This is a genomic window from Mesorhizobium sp. B2-3-15 (genome assembly GCF_006442875.1).
Classification (GTDB): domain Bacteria; phylum Pseudomonadota; class Alphaproteobacteria; order Rhizobiales; family Rhizobiaceae; genus Mesorhizobium; species Mesorhizobium australicum.
This window is the reverse complement of record NZ_VFVO01000022.1, coordinates 22,366-40,398: the sequence shown is the minus strand read 5'-3', so window position 1 is coordinate 40,398 and position 18,033 is coordinate 22,366. Positions and strand designations below refer to the sequence as shown.

27 protein-coding genes and 2 pseudogenes are annotated in these 18,033 nt (G+C 62.4%); 11 read left to right on the top strand and 18 right to left on the bottom strand.

The genetic code is table 11. From position 1 onward, the window contains the following. Positions 1 to 180 precede the first annotated feature (180 nt). Positions 181 to 486 (top strand): hypothetical protein, encoded by a 306-nt coding sequence (locus FJ954_RS30790; RefSeq protein WP_140665819.1) that lies wholly within the window; start codon positions 181 to 183, stop codon positions 484 to 486. A 58-nt stretch (positions 487 to 544) separates the two neighbouring features. Here the strand turns inward: FJ954_RS30790 and FJ954_RS30785 are convergent, their stop codons facing one another. The 4 genes from FJ954_RS30785 to FJ954_RS30775 all read right to left on the bottom strand — a co-directional run bounded on the left by FJ954_RS30785 (position 545) and on the right by FJ954_RS30775 (position 4,175). Next, on the bottom strand, positions 545 to 1,597 hold the full coding sequence (locus tag FJ954_RS30785; RefSeq protein ID WP_140665816.1) for a formyltransferase family protein: 1,053 nt from the start codon (positions 1,595 to 1,597) through the stop codon (positions 545 to 547). 98 nt (positions 1,598 to 1,695) lie between these two features. Further along, entirely contained in the window at positions 1,696 to 1,785 is a 90-nt protein-coding gene (locus FJ954_RS31875; RefSeq protein ID WP_210161496.1) for a putative RiPP precursor, read from the bottom strand. A gap of 150 nt (positions 1,786 to 1,935) precedes the next feature. Further along, complete coding sequence (gene msrA, locus FJ954_RS30780) at positions 1,936 to 2,454, bottom strand: peptide-methionine (S)-S-oxide reductase MsrA (protein WP_140665813.1); 519 nt, start codon at positions 2,452 to 2,454, stop codon at positions 1,936 to 1,938. A gap of 173 nt (positions 2,455 to 2,627) precedes the next feature. Then, on the bottom strand, positions 2,628 to 4,175 hold the full coding sequence (locus tag FJ954_RS30775) for a glycosyltransferase family 39 protein (RefSeq protein WP_246681179.1): 1,548 nt from the start codon (positions 4,173 to 4,175) through the stop codon (positions 2,628 to 2,630). A 197-nt stretch (positions 4,176 to 4,372) separates the two neighbouring features. On the opposite strand from FJ954_RS30775, the gene FJ954_RS30770 reads away from it, so the two are divergent. Then, positions 4,373 to 5,005 (top strand): hypothetical protein, encoded by a 633-nt coding sequence (locus tag FJ954_RS30770; RefSeq protein WP_246681178.1) that lies wholly within the window; start codon positions 4,373 to 4,375, stop codon positions 5,003 to 5,005. Positions 5,006 to 5,237: 232 nt separating this feature from the next. On the opposite strand, the gene FJ954_RS30765 is transcribed toward FJ954_RS30770, so the two are convergent. The 5 genes from FJ954_RS30765 to FJ954_RS30745 are packed head-to-tail and all read right to left on the bottom strand — an operon-like array spanning position 5,238 to position 6,933. Continuing rightward, a complete protein-coding gene (locus FJ954_RS30765; protein WP_140620677.1) occupies positions 5,238 to 5,555 on the bottom strand; it encodes a hypothetical protein in 318 nt (105 codons plus the stop codon). 25 nt (positions 5,556 to 5,580) lie between these two features. Beyond that, positions 5,581 to 5,775, bottom strand: a complete 195-nt coding sequence (locus FJ954_RS30760) for a hypothetical protein (protein ID WP_140665807.1) — start codon at positions 5,773 to 5,775, stop codon at positions 5,581 to 5,583. Further along, positions 5,760 to 5,999: a hypothetical protein gene (locus tag FJ954_RS30755; protein ID WP_023769504.1), complete on the bottom strand. Its 240-nt coding sequence runs from the start codon at positions 5,997 to 5,999 to the stop codon at positions 5,760 to 5,762. The genes FJ954_RS30760 and FJ954_RS30755 overlap by 16 nt, the downstream gene beginning before the upstream one ends. Next, on the bottom strand, positions 5,996 to 6,196 hold the full coding sequence (locus tag FJ954_RS30750; RefSeq protein ID WP_140665804.1) for a hypothetical protein: 201 nt from the start codon (positions 6,194 to 6,196) through the stop codon (positions 5,996 to 5,998). Before FJ954_RS30750 ends, FJ954_RS30755 begins: the two co-directional genes overlap by 4 nt. Positions 6,197 to 6,198: 2 nt before the next feature. Continuing rightward, positions 6,199 to 6,933: a glycosyl hydrolase 108 family protein gene (locus tag FJ954_RS30745; protein ID WP_140665801.1), complete on the bottom strand. Its 735-nt coding sequence runs from the start codon at positions 6,931 to 6,933 to the stop codon at positions 6,199 to 6,201. 186 nt (positions 6,934 to 7,119) lie between these two features. On the opposite strand from FJ954_RS30745, the gene FJ954_RS30740 reads away from it, so the two are divergent. The 3 genes from FJ954_RS30740 to FJ954_RS31780 are packed head-to-tail and all read left to right on the top strand — an operon-like array spanning position 7,120 to position 9,118. Further along, entirely contained in the window at positions 7,120 to 7,950 is an 831-nt protein-coding gene (locus FJ954_RS30740; RefSeq protein ID WP_140665798.1) for a class I SAM-dependent methyltransferase, read from the top strand. Then, on the top strand, positions 7,947 to 8,942 hold the full coding sequence (locus tag FJ954_RS30735) for a hypothetical protein (RefSeq protein ID WP_140665796.1): 996 nt from the start codon (positions 7,947 to 7,949) through the stop codon (positions 8,940 to 8,942). The genes FJ954_RS30740 and FJ954_RS30735 overlap by 4 nt, the downstream gene beginning before the upstream one ends. Then, the gene (locus FJ954_RS31780) at positions 8,942 to 9,118 is read left to right on the top strand and encodes a hypothetical protein (RefSeq protein ID WP_181177953.1); all 177 of its coding nucleotides are present in this window, start codon (positions 8,942 to 8,944) and stop codon (positions 9,116 to 9,118) included. The genes FJ954_RS30735 and FJ954_RS31780 overlap by 1 nt, the downstream gene beginning before the upstream one ends. Here the strand turns inward: FJ954_RS31780 and FJ954_RS30730 are convergent, their stop codons facing one another. The 6 genes and pseudogenes from FJ954_RS30730 to FJ954_RS32200 all read right to left on the bottom strand — a co-directional run bounded on the left by FJ954_RS30730 (position 9,119) and on the right by FJ954_RS32200 (position 13,756). Continuing rightward, entirely contained in the window at positions 9,119 to 11,485 is a 2,367-nt protein-coding gene (locus FJ954_RS30730; protein WP_140665793.1) for a right-handed parallel beta-helix repeat-containing protein, read from the bottom strand. A gap of 11 nt (positions 11,486 to 11,496) precedes the next feature. Further along, positions 11,497 to 11,784, bottom strand: a pseudogene (locus FJ954_RS30725) (terminase family protein); the annotation flags it as partial. Between the two features lie 131 nt (positions 11,785 to 11,915). Then, positions 11,916 to 12,257, bottom strand: a complete 342-nt coding sequence (locus tag FJ954_RS30720; protein ID WP_210243335.1) for a hypothetical protein — start codon at positions 12,255 to 12,257, stop codon at positions 11,916 to 11,918. 126 nt (positions 12,258 to 12,383) lie between these two features. Further along, a pseudogene (locus FJ954_RS30715) lies at positions 12,384 to 13,073 on the bottom strand (terminase family protein); the annotation flags it as partial. Beyond that, entirely contained in the window at positions 13,000 to 13,389 is a 390-nt protein-coding gene (locus FJ954_RS32205; RefSeq protein ID WP_246681177.1) for a hypothetical protein, read from the bottom strand. The gene FJ954_RS32205 and the pseudogene FJ954_RS30715, both read right to left, overlap by 74 nt. Next, entirely contained in the window at positions 13,382 to 13,756 is a 375-nt protein-coding gene (locus FJ954_RS32200; protein ID WP_246681176.1) for a hypothetical protein, read from the bottom strand. Before FJ954_RS32200 ends, FJ954_RS32205 begins: the two co-directional genes overlap by 8 nt. Positions 13,757 to 14,061: 305 nt before the next feature. On the opposite strand from FJ954_RS32200, the gene FJ954_RS30705 reads away from it, so the two are divergent. Continuing rightward, positions 14,062 to 14,331: a hypothetical protein gene (locus FJ954_RS30705; RefSeq protein WP_015317042.1), complete on the top strand. Its 270-nt coding sequence runs from the start codon at positions 14,062 to 14,064 to the stop codon at positions 14,329 to 14,331. Positions 14,332 to 14,429: 98 nt separating this feature from the next. Continuing rightward, the gene (locus FJ954_RS30700; protein WP_015317041.1) at positions 14,430 to 14,735 is read left to right on the top strand and encodes a hypothetical protein; all 306 of its coding nucleotides are present in this window, start codon (positions 14,430 to 14,432) and stop codon (positions 14,733 to 14,735) included. Positions 14,736 to 14,783: 48 nt separating this feature from the next. Here FJ954_RS30700 and FJ954_RS30695 read toward each other — a convergent pair whose 3' ends face one another. Then, entirely contained in the window at positions 14,784 to 15,212 is a 429-nt protein-coding gene (locus tag FJ954_RS30695) for a DoxX family protein (RefSeq protein WP_140620672.1), read from the bottom strand. A 606-nt stretch (positions 15,213 to 15,818) separates the two neighbouring features. Between FJ954_RS30695 and FJ954_RS30690 the strand changes: the two genes are divergently transcribed. From FJ954_RS30690 to FJ954_RS30675, 4 genes are all read left to right on the top strand, one after another. Next, entirely contained in the window at positions 15,819 to 15,998 is a 180-nt protein-coding gene (locus FJ954_RS30690) for a DUF3606 domain-containing protein (RefSeq protein WP_015317039.1), read from the top strand. A 247-nt stretch (positions 15,999 to 16,245) separates the two neighbouring features. Further along, the gene (locus tag FJ954_RS30685) at positions 16,246 to 16,689 is read left to right on the top strand and encodes a GFA family protein (protein ID WP_140618065.1); all 444 of its coding nucleotides are present in this window, start codon (positions 16,246 to 16,248) and stop codon (positions 16,687 to 16,689) included. A 112-nt stretch (positions 16,690 to 16,801) separates the two neighbouring features. Next, the gene (locus FJ954_RS30680) at positions 16,802 to 17,038 is read left to right on the top strand and encodes a DUF982 domain-containing protein (RefSeq protein ID WP_023782817.1); all 237 of its coding nucleotides are present in this window, start codon (positions 16,802 to 16,804) and stop codon (positions 17,036 to 17,038) included. Positions 17,039 to 17,061: 23 nt separating this feature from the next. Beyond that, positions 17,062 to 17,307 (top strand): DUF982 domain-containing protein, encoded by a 246-nt coding sequence (locus tag FJ954_RS30675; protein WP_140618063.1) that lies wholly within the window; start codon positions 17,062 to 17,064, stop codon positions 17,305 to 17,307. Positions 17,308 to 17,374: 67 nt separating this feature from the next. Here the strand turns inward: FJ954_RS30675 and FJ954_RS32330 are convergent, their stop codons facing one another. After that, positions 17,375 to 17,509, bottom strand: a complete 135-nt coding sequence (locus FJ954_RS32330; RefSeq protein ID WP_015317035.1) for a hypothetical protein — start codon at positions 17,507 to 17,509, stop codon at positions 17,375 to 17,377. A gap of 92 nt (positions 17,510 to 17,601) precedes the next feature. Next, complete coding sequence (locus FJ954_RS30670; protein ID WP_015317034.1) at positions 17,602 to 17,898, bottom strand: hypothetical protein; 297 nt, start codon at positions 17,896 to 17,898, stop codon at positions 17,602 to 17,604. Between the last annotated feature and the right edge of the window lie 135 nt (positions 17,899 to 18,033).

Below are 18,033 nucleotides of genomic sequence, written 5' to 3'. Positions count from 1 at the left end.
GCGGGGAAATTTGTCGGAACCTTCGCCATTCCGAGGGGTTGTCCCACCAGTCGCTGGACGCGATTCCAGGATCAATTTTCCGTTCGGGATTGTGTCAAAGCAAGAGATAGAGCGGTTCATGATTTCCGCGAAACCGTGCACCGTTCCCGGCGACGAGTTCACAGAAAATGGAGACAAATCATGTTCACGAAAATCCTCGCGGCTTCGGCCTTGACCATTGCCGTTGCAACATCCGCCATGGCGCAAAGCAATAGCGCGGCGGGCGCGGATGGGTCCGGCGGCAGCGGCAAGTCCGTCACTGTGGACCCAAGCACCCCGGCGCCCAGTACGATCGATCCGGGCGCGACCAACAGCACGACCACCACGCCGGGCGACATGAATTCCAATGCGGACAAGAATTGCCCGACCAACCCGCAGGGTGCACAGACGGACGCCAACGGCAACGCCACCGCGCCGACCGTGAATGACAACAACTGCGGAAAGTAGTTTGCCATCGCGATATGGGAACCGCGGACGCAGTTTCCGCGGTTCCCACTATTGGGATTCAGTGTCCGCGACTACTCGCTGGCGGCTGTGGTGCCGCTTCACTGCCCACCCGGCCAAAGACCCTTAATTCAGCGTACGGTTTGCCGGCCCGGGGGCGTGGGAACGAGGCGTATATTTTCATCAGCCGTTTGAGCAGGCGCCCGTAGGTGAGGTGCCGAACCCGGCCGTTGGCAAGATCGAACTCCACCGTCCCCCATCGCCTTACCGGACCCTTTCCGGTTGGCGGACCCAGTCGCCTGACCTGGAAGGCCAGCCTGACCTGGCGGTCGGCGACATCCAGATAGATACCGGGTTTAGCGCCCAATACGTGCCACATCCGGGCAACGTGCCCGATCGACATGTCGGACGAAATCGCCATGTGGTCCCGCTCAAGTCGAGCCCAGACGAAATCACCGGCTGGCTGCCGCATCCCCGACACCAGATTCTTGCAATAGGCTGGCGCCACCTCGCGCACCAACCGGCGCATAGCGCTCGCCACGCTGTCCACCATATCCCGCCGCGATGCCCAGTCTGCTTCGGTGAACGGCACTTGTCCGAGGATGTCGCCGTCGTCGAAATTGGCCGACATCCTATGCAGTGTCACGCCACCATGGACGGCATGCTGGCCATCCGCGACAAGACGATGGAGAGGATGCGGCCCCCGGTAGTTGGGCAGCAGCGCCGGATGAAAATTAAGCCCGCCCTTGGGAAAGAGGTCGAGCAGCTGCTGCGGGATCAAGGTCGGGAAAGCGAAGCAGATCAGCACATCCGCGGCGATGTCAGGCAATTGCCGGGCAAGCTCGTTCCAGTCGTAAGGCCGGCGGAATTCGATCAGCTTTACCGGCGTGTTGCCGAGATGGCGCCTGAGCAAAAGCCGGCGCCTCAGCCTGCGCCGAAAATTGCCAATGCTGAAGCCTCTGGATGGGCGTTGAAAACCAGGCACGATGATCGCACCAACACGGTTTCCCGCCTCGATCCATCCGGAAAGCAGCGGCCCGGTATAAGCAGAAACATCCAGGATGAAAATTGCATTGAGTTGCCCGGCGCGGGCCGCGGGTTCGGAAGAAATCATCTTCTCAAGCCCAGCGGGGCAAGACGTAGCCTGCCCGCACCAGCAATTCGATCACCGTTACAACTCGGCCAGCCAGGCCCGAAAGCCGGCCTGGCCGGTCAGGCTGCCTTGGAAGAAAGCGGTCCCGCCGCAACACTTGAGAGTCTTTCCCGCTTCACCAACACCGGCTTTTCGTAGATCTTCTTCATGCTCATCCCCGATGATCGATCAACCCACACAGTTGGCCAGCAACGCAACGAACTGTCAACCGCCACGGCGGCTAACAGCCCCTATGCGTATGATCCTTGGCAATCGACGGGCGTTTATACCCCACCTGCTGCCAAAACGGCTGGTGAACCTTATGAAACCGCCTTTTCACGAACCGGCAGCTTCCAGCCTGGTCTGACGAAATGGCAGGTGTAGCCGTTGGGATATTTCTCGAGATAGTCCTGGTGCTCGGGTTCGGCCTCCCAGAACGCTCCGGCCGGCGCAAGTTCGGTGACGACCTTGCCGGGCCACAGGCCGGAGGCGTCGACATCGGCGATGGTGTCCTCCGCCACACGCTTCTGCTCCTCATCGGTGTAGTAGATTGCGGAGCGATAGCTCATGCCGACATCGTTTCCCTGGCGATTGCGCGTCGTCGGATCATGTATCTGGAAGAAGAATTCCAGAAGCTGGCGAAAGCTGATTCTCGCCGGGTCGAAGGTGATCTCGATGGCTTCGGCATGCGTGCCATGATTGCGATAGGTAGCGTTCGGCACGTCGCCGCCACTGTAGCCGACACGCGTGGCAAGGACGCCCGGAAAGCGCCGGATCAAATCCTGCATGCCCCAGAAGCAGCCGCCGGCAAGCACTGCACGTTCACTCGAAGTCGCCATGTCACGTCTCCTCAAAAGGCAATTCCGGGGAAGTGTAGCGGCTCTCCGTCGGGAATTGCGCGGCGACAAACTTGGATAGCGCCATAAATGGGCATTGTTGCCTGGTTCGTCCAGTCAGACGAGCGGCCGTCCGCTTATATTATAGGGAATGGGATCGCACGTCGCCGCTCACCCTAGCTGCGCGGATGCCGGGTCCGGCTGCTAGCGGCAGCCGGCAGATATCGCGTGCCGGGCGGAATGACGGCAAAGCTGATCGCCACCGGCGGTGCCTCGCGCGACCAGTTGAAAAGAACGGTCTTGACCGGGATATTGTCCACCCACGCCAGAAATCTTGACGGCACGTGACGACCCGACCAGACCATCAGCATGCCGTGATCGCGCAACCGCTGCCTCGTGATCCAGGGTGCGAACCGCATATCGAGATCGGTGAAGATAGACGGCTTGTCATAGGCGTTGAGGCCAGCCAGCATGGCAAGATTGGTGTCGCCACCGACGATGTCGAGCCTGCCCGGCGCCGCCGCGTGCCAGATTGCCTCGGCCTCGTCCGAGATCGGCCGCGCCGGCCAGCAGACGGCGTCCATGCGTCCCCGCACATTGCAGTCCGTCCATCGGATCGCCCCATAGGCGCCCGACATGGCGACGATGCAGATGAAGGCGCAGATCGCCAACCTCCTCATCTCGACGGCACCGAGCCGGTGACCGAGAAAGGCGAGCGCGACGACGCCGACAAGATTGTACATCGGTGCGCCCCAGGCTTCGCCGGTGCCGGTGAACAACGAGACCACCATGATCAGCGCCGCCGGCCCAAGCCCCATCCAGCAGAGATAGACGATCGTGTCGCGCTCGACCGGCACTTGCGGGGCTGGTGAGCGCCGCAATAGCCCTGATAGCGCCAACACCAGGAGAAAGCCGGAAAGGCCGGCCATCTGGACGCCGATATAATAGAGCCGCGCCCGGTGCTCGCTCACCCATGCATCGCGGCCGGCGAAATAGGTCAAAGGCAGGAAATCGATGCGGTAGAGTGCGATGGCAAGCGGCGCGGCGACGGCGAGAAACACAGCCAGGCCAAGCCATGGCCAGGGTGTCGCCAGCCGGCTGCGCGCACGTGGGTCGCACAGCAGCCAGAGGCCGCCGAAGGCAAGCAGCAAGCCGGTGGAGAACTTGGCGTAGAGCCCAACGCCCGACACCAATCCGAGCGCCAGCCACCAGCCCGGCCCGCCGCCGCGGCTGGCGCGCCACAGCAACCAGCAGATCGCCGCCCAGAACGGCATCTGCGCATAGTCGTGATTGAATTGCGGCGTCGGCCAGCCGAAGAAATAGACCGACGGCATCAAAAGCACGGCGGCCAGCGCTTTGTCGCGGCCGAGCGTGTCGCGAGCCAGCAGGCAGACCAGGACGAAAGTGGCCGAGATCGTCAGCTGGGCCAGCAGATATTGCGGCCAGCGGAACGATCCGGTCAGGAGATGACTGGTCTCGAGCAGCCAGCCGGGGAGTTGCGGATGCTTGTAGGTCAAAAGCACCCATTCGCGGCCCCACATGAAGCCTTCCACGACGTCGCCGGGCGGTGCGGGATCGATGAGTGTTGGCACCAGGGTCCAGCACAGGATCTGCACCAGGCACAAAAGTGCCAGCAAACCCCAAGGGTGCCGAAGCAGCGCGGACCAGACCAATGACGAGTCCAGGCCCACGGCAGGCAGTGCTGCCGGCACCCAACGATCCATGGAGTCGTCAATTCCCGCCATGCCGCGCTTAAATCACATCGCCCGGTTTGCCGAATAGCCCCAAGGTCAAAGCTTACAAAAAAGTATACTTGGGTGCCATTGCAATACCAAGATTGAGCGGGAATCTCGGCATTCTATTGCCCTCCCCGGCAAAACAGCCCGCACACCTGATCCCACTTCAGCATCCCGGACATTCGATGCGTCACCAGCATGCCGTCATCCACCACCCGCGCGCTCGACTTCTGGCTGGCGCGCGCGGCTGTCCTCGTCATCATCTGCCTGCAGCTTCTGGCATCAACGATCTTTCGTTCGGCCCGCGCTGGCTGGCGCCGTCGCTGGAGGCCGCCCTGCTCGTGCCCCTGTCCGTGGCCACCCCCTGGACGCAGGTCGCCACCCAGAAAGCGGTCGAGGAAGAGCACTGGTATCTCGTCGGCCGTTTTCGCGTCATGATCCGCAGAACGGCCCTGGTAATGACCGGCGTCGTCAGTGTCATGAACTGCGGCTCGCTGGTGCTGCTGGTGCGCGCATTGCTGGCGGGACATGCCGGCAGCAGCGGCCAGACACTGCTGGTCGACGCGCTCAATATCTGGCTCACCAACATCATCGTTTTCGCCTTGTGGTTCTGGAGCACCGACCGCGGCGGGCCGCCGACCTGCGGACTGGTCAAACGCGCCCATGCCGATTTTCTGTTTCCGCAAATGACCCTGGACGATCGCGAGGTCCGCGACTGGCTGCCTGGCTTCGTTGATTATTTCTTCCTCGCCTTCACCAATGCGACGGCGTTTTCACCAACCGACACCTTGCCCTTTCCCAGCGCGCCAAGCTTTTGATGATGGCGGAGGCGATGATCTCGCTGCTCACGATCGCGCTGGTCGCGGCCCGCGCCGTCAACATCCTGGCCTGAGTACGGTTTTCCGACCTTGCGCCGAAGAGGAGCCGGGCCTCGTATCCGTGAAACGATGAGCGGCCCGAAAACGCAAGAAAGCCCGCCCCGGCGTGAGCCAAGGCGGGCTTTTGGTTCGATCGAGGCCTCAGGTGCCGGTCCCAAAGCAGGGCCGGCGGTCAGTCCTCCGGGGCTGGCCCGAACTTCCGCACGATCACCTCGAACAGAATATCCGAGATCCACATGGCGCAGACGCCGATGAGAAAGGCAGCCGCCAGCGTCGTGGTGTCGTCACTGGCCAGCGGCAGCCCGGTGGCGCGGGCATACTGGACCACCGGCAGCGTCAAATAGGCGGCGGCAAGCGCGCCGCAGATTGGTGACGCGACCATTTCGCGCAGCTTGTAGCGATGACGCGACAAAGCTCGCAGGACGCCGCCGGCGAGACCGGCGGCAACGACAGGCCCCTTGATGCCGAGCAGGTCAAAGAGATCGTGCATCATTTGACCGTCCTCGCGACCATCGTCATGGCTTCCATCCGCACAGTCTTTCGCCCTTTCGGTTGTGCGCCAGCAATGCCTTGACCTCGCCATCCGACAGCGCATCGACCGCTGCCACCGACAGGCGCAGCGGGCTCGACACCGCGCAAAATCCGCCCTTGGCAGTGGTACAGCCTGATATCACGGCCACGACCGAGGCGAGCATCAGTCCCTTGCCCATGATTTGAGCTCCTTTCGGGCGGCGGCGGACGGCAGCGCACCGATATCGTTCTGGACCTGGTCGGCTATGGCGCGCGCCTCGGCCTCGGTGGCAGCCTGTCGCGCGCGCTCCGCGCGTTCGCCGGCCAGCCGCTGGCGAACGCCCCAGCCGAATGCCGCCAGGATAGCGGCGCCCACGCCCAGAATGGTCGGATTGGTGAGCAGGAAAGACATTAGCGCGCTCATCGGTTTGGCTCATCCTTGGCGAGATAGCCGACGGCAAAGACCGCTATCGGCAAAAGCGATGCCCATGTCTCGGCGTCGTACCAGGATGGCCAGAAATTGCGCACGACGACGCCCGCAACGGAGACGGCCGCGGCGGCGATCGTGGCGGCCGTCAGCTTGTTGGTTGGACGGCTGGTCGGCTGGGTAACTGTGGCCATGGTCAGAACATCCCTTCAAGGGCATCGGCGATATGGTGCCAGGCGGCGAGGGTGACGAGCACGCAGGCGGCGATGATACCGCCGGTCTTCGCGGCCATCGGCATCCCGGAATTGTCGGGCGCTGGCGACGCCGGCTCGGCCGCCGGCACGGCATCGACGGGCGTTTCAGCCTTTGGCGGAGCTGCTTGCGGCGACGGTTTTGCAGGCCGCGCGGGTACAGCCGCCGGCGCCGACATCAGCAGGGCCTGCGCCCGCACCAACTTGACCCGATCCGACCAGCCGCGCCCGAATGTCGCCCATGTCGGCAAGCGTTGCAGGAACGCCAGCCGCGCATCGCAGAGCCCGTCGATCACGACGCCGGCCGGCTTTGCCCTGGCCGCGGCGAGCGTGGCCGGCCCGATGCGCCCGTCCTGGGCAGCTCCCACCACCGCTTGCAGATACTTCGCTGCCCTGCCCGGTCCGCTGTTCACCGCGAAATCGAACACGGCGCAGTCGACGCCATCTGGCAACTCGGCCCCCAGCACGGCATCCCAATAGAACCGGCGAAAAACCGTTGCCACCTGGTCATCCCCGATCTTGCGCAGATCGGCCTTGCTGGCGCCGGCCTTCACGTAGCGGCGGAAGTTCGCCAGCGTGACACCCTTCATCGTGGCGCCGCCCGGATCGGCCGGATTGTCCGACCAGCCACCTTCGGATCTCAGAACGAGCGCAAGCGCCCGCGCGAAATTGCGGTCCATGGGTATTTCCCTTTCGCGTTGTGATGGTTTTGGTCGACGCAGGAAGTCGGCCATGCCCTCGCCCAGGATCCCAATCCCAACGACAAGCGCACCAGCCCTCGGTAACTGTGCGTTGTCTGGCATGCCGCCTTGCACGCAGGCCGGCACGTGATAGAAAAATTCAATTCCAGGACGAACGGGTTTCGGATGAGAAACTATATTGGCGCCGCGCAACGCCTGGTCTTCAACCGGCTGGCGGCCGCCATCGATCGTCGGCACAATATCGATCCTTTGGGTGCGGCACCGCGTGCACCGAAGGCAGACTACCTGCAGTTGTTCGAAGCGGCGCGACAGGTGCCGTTTCCGGAGATCGACAGGCTGGAGGCGGAAACCGGATTCGCCATTGACCGCGACTGGCTCGACGAGCTGGCCCTGCACACCCAGATCACCATCAAGACGAGCGCGCTCGCCTATCCGCACGGGCGCGTGCTTTACAGCTTGCTTCGCCGCCGGTTGGCGGACAAACCCGAGCCGTTCACGATCGTCGTCGAGACCGGCACGGCGCGCGGTTTTTCAGCGATCTGCATGGCCAAGGCGATGGCTGACGCCGGAACCGCCGGCCATGTGATCACGCTCGACGTCCTCCCCCATCAACGCCGCATCTATTGGAACTGCATTGACGATCACGAAGGCAGGAAGACACGTGCCGAGTTGCTTCAGCCCTGGCAGGGGCTGGCCGACCGGATCGTCTTCCTGCAGGGCGATTCATTGTTTCAGCTGCCGAACGTGGGCGTGAACCGCATCCACTTCGCCTTCATCGATGCCCAACACACAAAGAAAAACGTCTTGCTCGAATACCAGGCAGTTGCCGCCCTTCAGCAGGCTGGGGACATGATCGTCTTCGACGACGTCACGCCGGGTCAATTTGAGGGTGTGGTCAAAGCGGTCGAGCAGATCGAACGGCAGGAGTTGTACGAAATTCGCCGACTCGTGGCGTCGGACTCAAGAGCCTATGCCTGGGGGGGCAGACGCCAATGAGCCAGCTATACGCGTCATCGCCCGGAATACAGCACACACATGGTGGACGAGCCCAATTATTTATAAAGCTCGCAATCGGAACAATTTTTGCACTTGCTGTTTGGATGGTTGACTGGGTGGCAATTCGAGGCGCACCTTTCCCAGATCTGCAAAATTACATCATGAATTTCGACAAAGGCGCCTACTACGTGTCTGCAGACGCGGCCTCTGTCGTCGAGTGGTATGCCCAGGAATATTTGTGGCGAAAAAGCATCTATGCGCTCAAGGAAAGCTTCGAGCTGCGCAGCATCTTTTCAGCACTGGCACTCGTTTCACTTCTGATTTTTAGCATATATGTGGCGGTTAAGGCTTCTGTTCCTGCCTATCTTCTTTTGTTAGTTCACCCCCAGCTAGTCGATCTCTCTTTTTCACAAGTGCGATCCGCCACGGCAATGGCTGCGATCTATCTAGCACTCCTATTACCGTGGCGCCTTCTCAAGTATGGTTTCGTTGCGGTTGCCGCGTTCATTCATTCGGCCGTTCTGGTCTTTGTCGGAGCGTTTGCGGTCGGTCAATTGATCACTCGTTTCAATGTGGCTCGACGGCATCACATCCTGATCTCGGCCGGGTACATCGGCACTGTTGTCGTCGCTGCAACCCTCCTCAAAAGTTACCTACTCGGCTCTATCGGTGACAGGCGCGCGATGATCGAGGTTAACACAAGCGGATTCTTACTAACGATTATGGTCACGGCTTATGCTGTGCCGTTCATTTTTTTCAATCAGATGTTCAGTCGGAAGTTTGCGGCTTTCATAGTCCTACTTGCATCGTCGCTCTGCTTTGCGATGTATCTTTACAATCAGAACGGTATTCGGTTCGTCGCCCTTGCCCTACCTGCCTTAGCGGTGGCTATCTCTGGGATCCCCGATGTTCAATGGCGCCGACTCACACTCACGGCAGCCGTAGCCTCTCAGGTGATTTTCTTCGGTTACTGGGCCAAAGGCGTTTTGTGATGAAGTCAATCCGCTGGATGGCCGAGAAATATCTTGCGGAGATCGACAGTTGGCGGGTCGCTTTCGTAGAGGTTTTCGGCTCAATCTGGGGCAACGCCTTCTTCCAAGCGTTCTTCTGGCTGATGGTGGTCGGCAATATCGTAGCGATGTGCTTTGGCGACACTCTACTACGATGATCAACCGCCGAACTGCCACTTACGAACGACAATCGTCATCACACCGCTACCGGGATCCTTGGTAACTCCTGTGTCGTTGGCGATGATGATGTCCACGCTATCGGCCGTGATGACGCGAGCATCTCGGATCGTACAGCCGAGGAGATCGGCCGTAAAGCCAATACCTGTCACTATATCACCACGCGCCACCCCTGGTACTGCGACCTGAACCGTTAGCGTCGTGCCGGTTGGGATGCTGGGCGTTGGATTGACAAATATCTGCCCAACGGTGCGCAACTCACTTTCAGTGATGCCGCTGAAGGCGGTCATGATCGCGCCGCCACTGACGTTCATCGTGTTCCCACCGAGCCAGTTCTTCCCACCATCGGTGACGTTTGTGAAGCGGAGGCCATTGGTGAATGTCACTCCTGTCGTGGCGTCGAAAACATTGTTGGCTAAACGGCAGCCGACGAGTTTTGCATTCTGGACAAGAATTCCGTCATCGACCGTGCAGCCCGAGCTTGGCGCGAGGAAGCCGCCAAACACGTTGTTCTCGACCACTAAACCCCCAAAAAGGCGATTGCCCGATGGCGCGCCGATCCGAATGAACGACGAAATCCCCATACCAGGAGAAAATCGGAACTGGTTACCACTCACCGAGCCGCTGACCGGGTCGTTGGCCTGATCATTGGTGATCTGAATGCCCTGGTTTTTCTGGGTCGCCAAGTACGGCGACTGCGACATGTCAAACATGTTGTCATCCACCGCGAAACCAGTGCTACGATGGACGATAATGCCGTTGTGGGGCACGTCCGCGAGCATGTAGACTTGGAGCCAGCATTTCCGGATTTTCACGCCAGCTCCATCACGAATATAAATCTGGCAATTGCCGCCGGCGCCCTTGGTCTTCACACCTTCAATGACTGTTCCATTGCCGAAGTACGAGACTATGTTGCCCGTAGGGATCGCCGCCGGCACTGTCAGATCCGCTCCATCTCCACAGCAATCCTGAACGTCACCATTGATGATGCGCAACGAGGCAGAGCGATAATCGAGAATGCCAAACCGGTCTATTTGCGAGAACAGTGGATTCTCGATCAAGCAGTTTTGAGTGTTGCCCATATAGATACCGCCGCCGCAGCGTAGGATCTCGACATCGCGGAAGACGCAGCCTAAACCGCCTTTGTTGTTGACGCCGCATGCTGGTATCGATCCGAGGCTGTCCAGTGCCCCCCCCTCTGGGCCAGTGCCGCGAAAGCCGTCGATGACAACTCGCTCGATGATCACCGATTGCGGAAGCGCAGAGCCGGCGCCAACGCCATCAGTGTCCCAAAGCGCAAATGCGTGGCCGTTACCGGTGACGCCGGTCAGTTGATTGCCAACCGCCTTGAAATCATGAAAGCCAAGCCGCAGAGTATGGCCGACAAGCCGGAAGAGCGGCGCTCCATTGACCATCGCGCTGGTAACGGTTGATATGTTGCGGCCGAAGCCTTCAATATTGAACTGGCCGAACATGATGTCGATCGTCTGGTTGACCGTGATGGCAGTGGGCGGCAGTCGAATGTTGCCGCAGTTCTTTCCGTCGACGATCTGGACAGCAGCAATAATCGCCGCCGTGTCAGCGTTGGCGTTTCCCAGCCCAGCGCCGAGCATACGAAGATCGAGGACACTCTCCCTCAGCACCCAATACCCTCCACTCCCCGTATCCACGGTCCCATCCGGCATGAAGCGATCGGTGGAGCGGAAATATGCCAGCGCCGGGTAGCCGCCGGCGGTGATTGCCGCCAGCGACATGCGGGCGTAGTTGGCGCCGCCGACGAGGGTTGCCGGCGTGGTGAAGACCGGGGCGTAGAACTGCGTGCGGATGGCTTTGACGCTGGCGGCGATGGCGGCGCCGGCAGCTGCCGCCACGGACACGTAGATCGGCACGTTGACGCCCGACACCATGGCAGCGTCGGCGGCATATTGCTGGGCGAGGTCGCGGGCGCGCTCCGCCTCGGCGATGACGCCGGCCAGTTCGTCCCTCATCGCCGCCATCGCGTCGCCGACAAGATCGTCGGAGCTGAAGAAGGCAAGCGCGATGTCGTCGCGCCCGACGGCCGGCGCCAGCGTCTGGAACGCATAGACGAAACCGGCCGACACCGCGCCTTCCTGCACATGCACCGTCGTGCCCTTCTGCATGGTGCGGCTGGTGCGGGCGTCGGCTGCGCGATACCAGAAACCTTGCGAGGCCGTGTAGATGCCGTTCAGCCTGGCGTCGTTCTGGTCCTTGACCAACACTCGGTCGCCAACCGCGGTCTGGGTGCCGTCGATGGGCTTGAGGCCTTCTATCCACGCCACGCCGTCGACGAGTACCGTCTCCAGGTTCGCCGTGGTTGCCAGGCGCACGGGTTCGCGCTGGTGACATAGACGACATCGGCCTCCGTATCCCAGGCGAGCTCGACCGCGGCCGAAGGATGGTCCCAGCCGAAATCGAGCGCCCCGAGGCGCGGCCAATAGCGCGGCAGCCGGAACGGCTCGCAGGCGATCAGCGCCTCGGCCACCGGAAAGATGCGGCCGGAACCCAGCACCGGAATGCCCTTGGCGCGGGCCTCGCGCTCATGTTCGGGATAGGCGGCGACGATCGCCGCGCGTTCCCCGGGCGAATAGTGCGCCGCATCGTCGATGGTCATGAAGGTGACGTGACGGCTCATTGCGCTGTCCTTGAATCATCTTGCGAGGCGCCGGTCGTATGGTGTTGTTCGCACTGGGTTCTGGCAGCCGTCGCCGGCGGCCACGTCCCCCTGGCGAGTGACCTCGCGAGGATCGGATCAGTCCCTCAGGACTTGTATCCTTCGTTCAGGCAGTCGTTCTGCCAGGCCCAGTCGAAGTCGGCCCGTGACATGGACTGGCCCATGCCCGGCTCGACAAACGGGCCGGCGGTGTTGTCGATATAGACGATGAAGCGCGCCTCCTTGGTGAAGGCGCCAACCTTGGCGGTGATGACGCCGCAGGTCTGGCCGGTCGAACTGTCGCCGGTAAGCTGGACATGCGAGAAGGTGGCCGAAGCATCGCCTGCCAGGCCACGCATCTTGCCTTGGGCGGCGGCGATCGCATCGGCGCGCCAATCGCCGCTGCCGCTGCAGGCTGAAAGCAGTGCAGGCAGGAAGAGCAATTTCATGAGGTGGCGCATGTCGGTTCCCGAACGTCGCGCCGCAAGCTACTCGACCTCCGGTTGCCGCGAAAGCGGTGTTGCAAATCATGGTTTCGGAGCTGTTTCACCCAACCGCTCCACCTCCCCCGCCGACAGAAACAACATCACCACATCGCTCATGCCCAGCAGCGGCGTGAAGGTGACGATGGTGATGCCGCCGGTGGCGTTGGTGCGGGTCAGGCCTTCGGAATAGATGTCGATCGGCGGCTCCTCGTCGAACCAGACGCCATGCAGCGTCTCGCCCTGCCATTTCTCGCGACCTTTTTCGTAGCTCTTGAACGACAGCACGCTCTCGCCGGCCTGCACATCGCCGCCGCCGCCATGGCGCACCACGACGCTGTCGAGCGCACCGGGCGCGCCGCGCCCCATGATGGTGTCCAAAATGGCGTCGGCCGGGATCATGCCGGTGCCCCATGCCGCCTGCTGCTGCGGCGGGCCGACCAGCACGCGCTGCGGGTTGTCGCGCGTGCCCTCGCCGGTGACGCCGGCCGCCCACAGCCGCACCGGCGTGTCGAACACCTTGCCTTGCCACCACGCGGGGTAGCGGCCGGTGAGGTGCATCGCCCATTCGGCGGCGCCTGCTTTTGTCTTGCCGAGCTGGTTGCCGGCCATGAACAGGCGTTCGCGGTTGGCCCCGCCAGCGGCATGGAATTCAGCCTGGCGCTGATATGGCTTGTAAGAAGCCAGTTGGTTGGTGCGCTTTCTGCGGTCAAGCTCCGCCAGCAGCGCCAGATATTCGGTTCGGGCCGAGATCAGACGGCTCCTCGAGGAACGGTTTGACAACGGCTTCAAGGGTGCGGATGCGGTTGCGGATCTCGTCATCGCTCAGGGCGTCCAGTTGGGTGACGGCGACACCGAAATCCTTGGGCAGCACCGACAGCACGATCTTCAGATACTGGTCCGGCTTGTCGGTCCGCACCTCGGCGAGGACACCGGCGCCATGCGCCTGAAAATCGGCCCGCACGGCGGCCAGGAAATCGTCGCCCAATGTTTTCTTGGTCCGCTTCGGCCGGGGTGTCTTCGCGGCTGCCGGACTGGCAGCGGGCTTGCGCCTTGCCGCCCTGGCCTTGCGGCGCGCCGGCCCGGTTTCATCAGTCATGGGTCGGCGCCCCGACATCGACATCATCGGCGGCGGCCTTCGGCGGCGCCTGCCTGGCCCGCTTTTTCGAGCGGGCGGATTTCTTCCTGGCCTTTCCGCGCTTCGGCTTCGCGGCCTGTGCGGACTTCGCCACGGGCCTTGCAGCCTTGAGCCGCGCCATGGCGAGATCTATGAGCTGTGCGCCGATACCGGGCTGCGGAAAGCAGAAGCCACCGGCCGCATCGCGCACCATGCCGATCAGCACGCCGGCGGGAACCTCCTCGACGCGGCCGAGGCGCGCCACAGGGCCGGCGCCCTCGAATTCGCCGATGGCGCTGACGATCTCGCGGCCGTCATCGCCGGTGATGATGCTGGCATAGCGGGGCATGGGATTCTCGCATCTCGCGGAAGCAGCGCTCTACGGCGCCACCGCATCGGCAGGCAGCCCAACCAGGGCCAGAAACAGAAAACCCGCCTCGGCGGCGGGTCGGTGGCGCAAATCAGCACCATGGATGGATTTATAGCATCGCTGCCCTCACCGGTCAATGCTAAATAGGAAAAAATTCACATTTTCCGAGAGGGCATGATCCCGGCGGCTGACATTTATCCGGCTGTTCATGAACCGGCTCCTGTGAAATCATCAGCGCCAGCTCATGGAATGATTCCCGTCGCACGGCCTTGTAGGAGAGGACGATGGACAGACCAGCCATGGCATCCGTCTTCAGGATGCGGCACGCTCCGGCCACGGTTTCCGGTGTGCGCAGCACCGGCCAGGGCCAGGCCGATCCGGTCATCCGGGTGCACTCGCTTGGCGAAGCGATCCGCTTCGTCGCCAACGCTTACCCCAATTACGACATCGGCACCGTCGCCATAGACTGCGGCGACCCTTCGATCCCGCGCCTCGGCAGCCTGGAAGTCAGGGCGCTTTGGCGCGAGTATGGCGAGCGCCTGACGCAGGAGTAGCGCCCGACCGCTCACGATCGGCGCGCTGGTTCCCGCACGCCGGCCGGATCGGAAACGCCGCTGATGCGTTCCACTGCGATCAACGGAGGGAGAAATCCATGAACGTCGCCAACCTGCAACTCGAAGGCCTGCTGATGGCCGTCGCCTCGATCAACCACGTCCTGGTCAAAAAGGGGGTGCTGACGTCGGAGGAGATCGACATCGCGCTTCGCAAGGCCGAGGCGTCGGAAACCGGCGAGGAGCGATCGGACGGCATGTCGGCGTCGAACCGCGACGCCGTCAATTTTCCGATCCGGCTGCTGGAACTCGCCAACCAGTGCCAGCCGGAGGCCGACATGCCGTCTTTCTCGAAGCTGGCCCGCATGGTCGGCCAGATGAAGGAGCCCTACAACGATCAGATGTGAGATCCCTGCCCCTGGCGGACTCCTCGTGCCCTGCCCCCGGCATGCTCATTACGCCCTGCCCGGCCATCCCAGGTTCAGCGCCAGAATTCTTCCAGGTCCGTGGACCGCCGCGAACAGCAGTCCGGCCAGGAACGAAAAATGGTCGACGAAGAAACCGAACTCGGCCTGGTTGCCGGCCCAGTGGCTGGGTCCGTGGAAGGCAAAGGCAAGGAACAGCACATAGGCGGCGGCGACCAGGGCGGCTTGGGTGAAGAAGGCGCCGCTGAGGAAACACAGCACCAGGGCCACCTCCAGGATTGCCGCGCACCATGCCAGGAAGAGCGGGAACGGAAAGCCCGCGGCCGCGATATAGCCCGCCGTGGCCTCCATGCCCAGGAACTTGAAGGTCACCGCCATCAGGAAGACGGCGGCGAAGATCAGGCGGGCGACGAGAAGGGCCGCGGTCTGCCACGGCGATTGTGCGATTTGGGGCGACATGGTTGTTCTCCAGCTTCATCAGCCCCAAGGACGCACCGCCATGTGCCGATCCGACATGCCGGGCAAAAATTTTCACCGGTTCCGGTTTGACGCCCGATGCTATGGCAGCGCACCGCTCGAAGGAAGAAGCAAGACCGCTTACCGGCAGGCACAGCTTTAGAAATTCTTAATGATCCTGAAACTTGTCCGTAACCCTGATCGTGATATTGTTAGCCGGGGCTAATGCACAGCTATGTCTGGTGCACGATATGGGTGGGTGGGTTTTGGGCGCAAGCGTCAGGCTGGGGACGAAGTCCTATCTGGTCCGGACACCGGTTCTGGAGTGCGAAGGCTGCGGCGGCACTGGACAGGTTTTCCAATGCCCGCGCTGGACGAGTTCCAGCGGCCTTTGCTGCCCCGCCGGCACGCATCGCCGCGGCTGTCCCGGCGCCAGCGCGCGCTGCGCCCAATGCAGCGACACCGACAGCACCGGCCCGACCTCTTCATCGGCCTAGGCTGAACTGGCGTTGCTCCGCGATGGAACCAGCATCGCCGATCCGTGTTATGTGTGACCGCGACATATAGGCGTCCGCGCGACCATGCGGCTTACAGAAAGTGAGGCCCGACATGCCTGACGACAAATCCAAGACCAAACAGGACCGCAAGCTGGTCTCGAGCGAGGAAACTTACGAGGTCGCGGCCTTCGCGCGCAAATACGGCATTCCGCAGAGCGAGGCCCAGACCATCATCAAGCGCTACGGACCCTCGCGCAAGAAGCTCGACAACCACATGGCCGCCCGCGGATAGAAGGAGCGGCCGCAAGGCGGCAACCAATTCGCCGGCATGGCGTTGAAGAATGCTGCGGGCCGCGTCAACCGGGCTCGGCGGTACGGTGAACAGGATGTCTTTTTCCCGGTTTCTCATCCTGGCCAACGAAATGGCAGACGAGCATCTGTCCCGCCCGGCCCGCGGCATGCCAAACTGACGGAGCCGGCCATGGCTGGAGCAGCCCCATGGCAGGCAAAGCCAGGCTGGCGAAACGGAGGGCGCAACCATGTCCGACACAACACGCAGGACCGGCAGTTGCCTGTGCGGTGGCGTGCATTTCGTCGTCAACGGCCAGCCGTCGCGGGTTGGCCTTTGCCATTGCAAGGATTGCCGCAAGGCGGGTGGTTCGGTCTATTCGGCCTTTGCCATCTGGCCGCGCGATGCGTTCGAGACATCGGGCGAGGTCGCCAGCTACGGCACACGCAGCTTCTGCCCGACCTGCGGCAGCCGCGTCGCCTGGGTCGACGACAACGAGGCCGAGGTGATGCTCGGCAGCCTCGACGTCGCACCGACGGATTTGGCACCGCAATATGAATTGTGGACCGGCCGGCGCGAGACCTGGCTGCATGCCTTGCCCGACGCCGAGCAGTTCGAACATGACCGGCCGCAAGCACAGGATGTCGATCTGCCGGCGGCCAAGCCCTCTTCGGACGCCGTCGCGCGCGACTGAAAGCATGGTTAAAAATTGATTGTCCGGGCTTGGAACCCTCCCCTGTCGTCGACGTTATCCGGCGCTTCCTCGGTGCATGTCGGCCGATGTGCATGATTCATGGAGACGACCGTTGAACGACAAGATGTTTCCCCGACCGATCCGCCTGAAATTCGCTCCCGAGCGGGAGCGCGTGGTGCGCAGCGCCTGGGAGGGGCTGGAATGCCTTGGCGACTGGCCGGCCGGCCAAGGCCGCCGATACCGGGCGGCACTGCGCAGCTGCCGCGATGCGCTGGACGGCTGGACGCCGGCGGAAAAGGCGATGCGGGCGATGATCGACGCCGCGCGCGAGGCGCGCATCCTGCAATGAGGACCCAGTAGCGGGAGAAACCAATGGCCGGTTTGATGCTGTCGACAGCGCTGCGGGTCAAGCCCCATGGCTCGGACACGATCCGCGAGGTGGCCACGCTTCAGGACGCCAGTGAAATCCTGATCGACTGGCCACAAGCCAGGCGCGGCCCCTTCTACCAGACCGCGCGCGAAAAGATCGAGTCGGCGCTGGCCAACAATGAGGGCGCGGCACAGGCGCAGGAAGCCTTCACCGCGCTCTGCGATCACGCGGGCCTTCTGGTCAGGTAAGTCAAGGCACCATGGAAACGAAAAGCAGGCGAACTCGCCTGCTTTCTTGTTGCGGAACCGCTTTCGGTCATTCCACTGGCAGATCGCCGTCCACGATCGGGTGGGAGGCCTCGAAGCCGAAGCTCTTCGGCGCCGTCAGCATCAGGACGATGACGATGGCAATAGAGGCAAGCAACGCGGCGGTACTGGCAACATCTCTCACGGCTCCATCCTTTCCAGATCCGGTTTTGTCACAGAAACGTTTCCTGATCCGCGAAGTTCCTCCGCCGTCATGACAATGCTGCTGAACGATCTCTACTGCTTTGGCGGCTGGGGCGGCACCTCGCCCGGCTTGATGACCGGCGTCTTGCCTTCATCGGGCGCCGGCGCGGCCATGCCCTGGTCGCCTGTGGGGGGCGGTTTCAGCACGCCGCCGCAATCATTGAGCTTCTCGCTCAGATCGCCGTTGCCGGGCTGCTGCTTGCCGCCCTGATCCGTTTGTGCCCGGCATTTGTCGGCCTGCTGGTTCGGCGACTGCTGGGCCGTCTGTGCCGCTGCCGGCAATGCCAGGGCCAGCATCGCGGCGCATGACGCAATGACGAGGGATTTCATCTCGGCCTCCTTCGTTGAAGCCGCCCCACGGCGGCCTTCCGTTCACGGGGACAACGTCCGCCGGCCCAAAAGGTTGGCCCAAGGGATTGGGGGAGAGCTTGCGCGGGATCGGCCCGTTGCGGCCGGCGCTTGCGA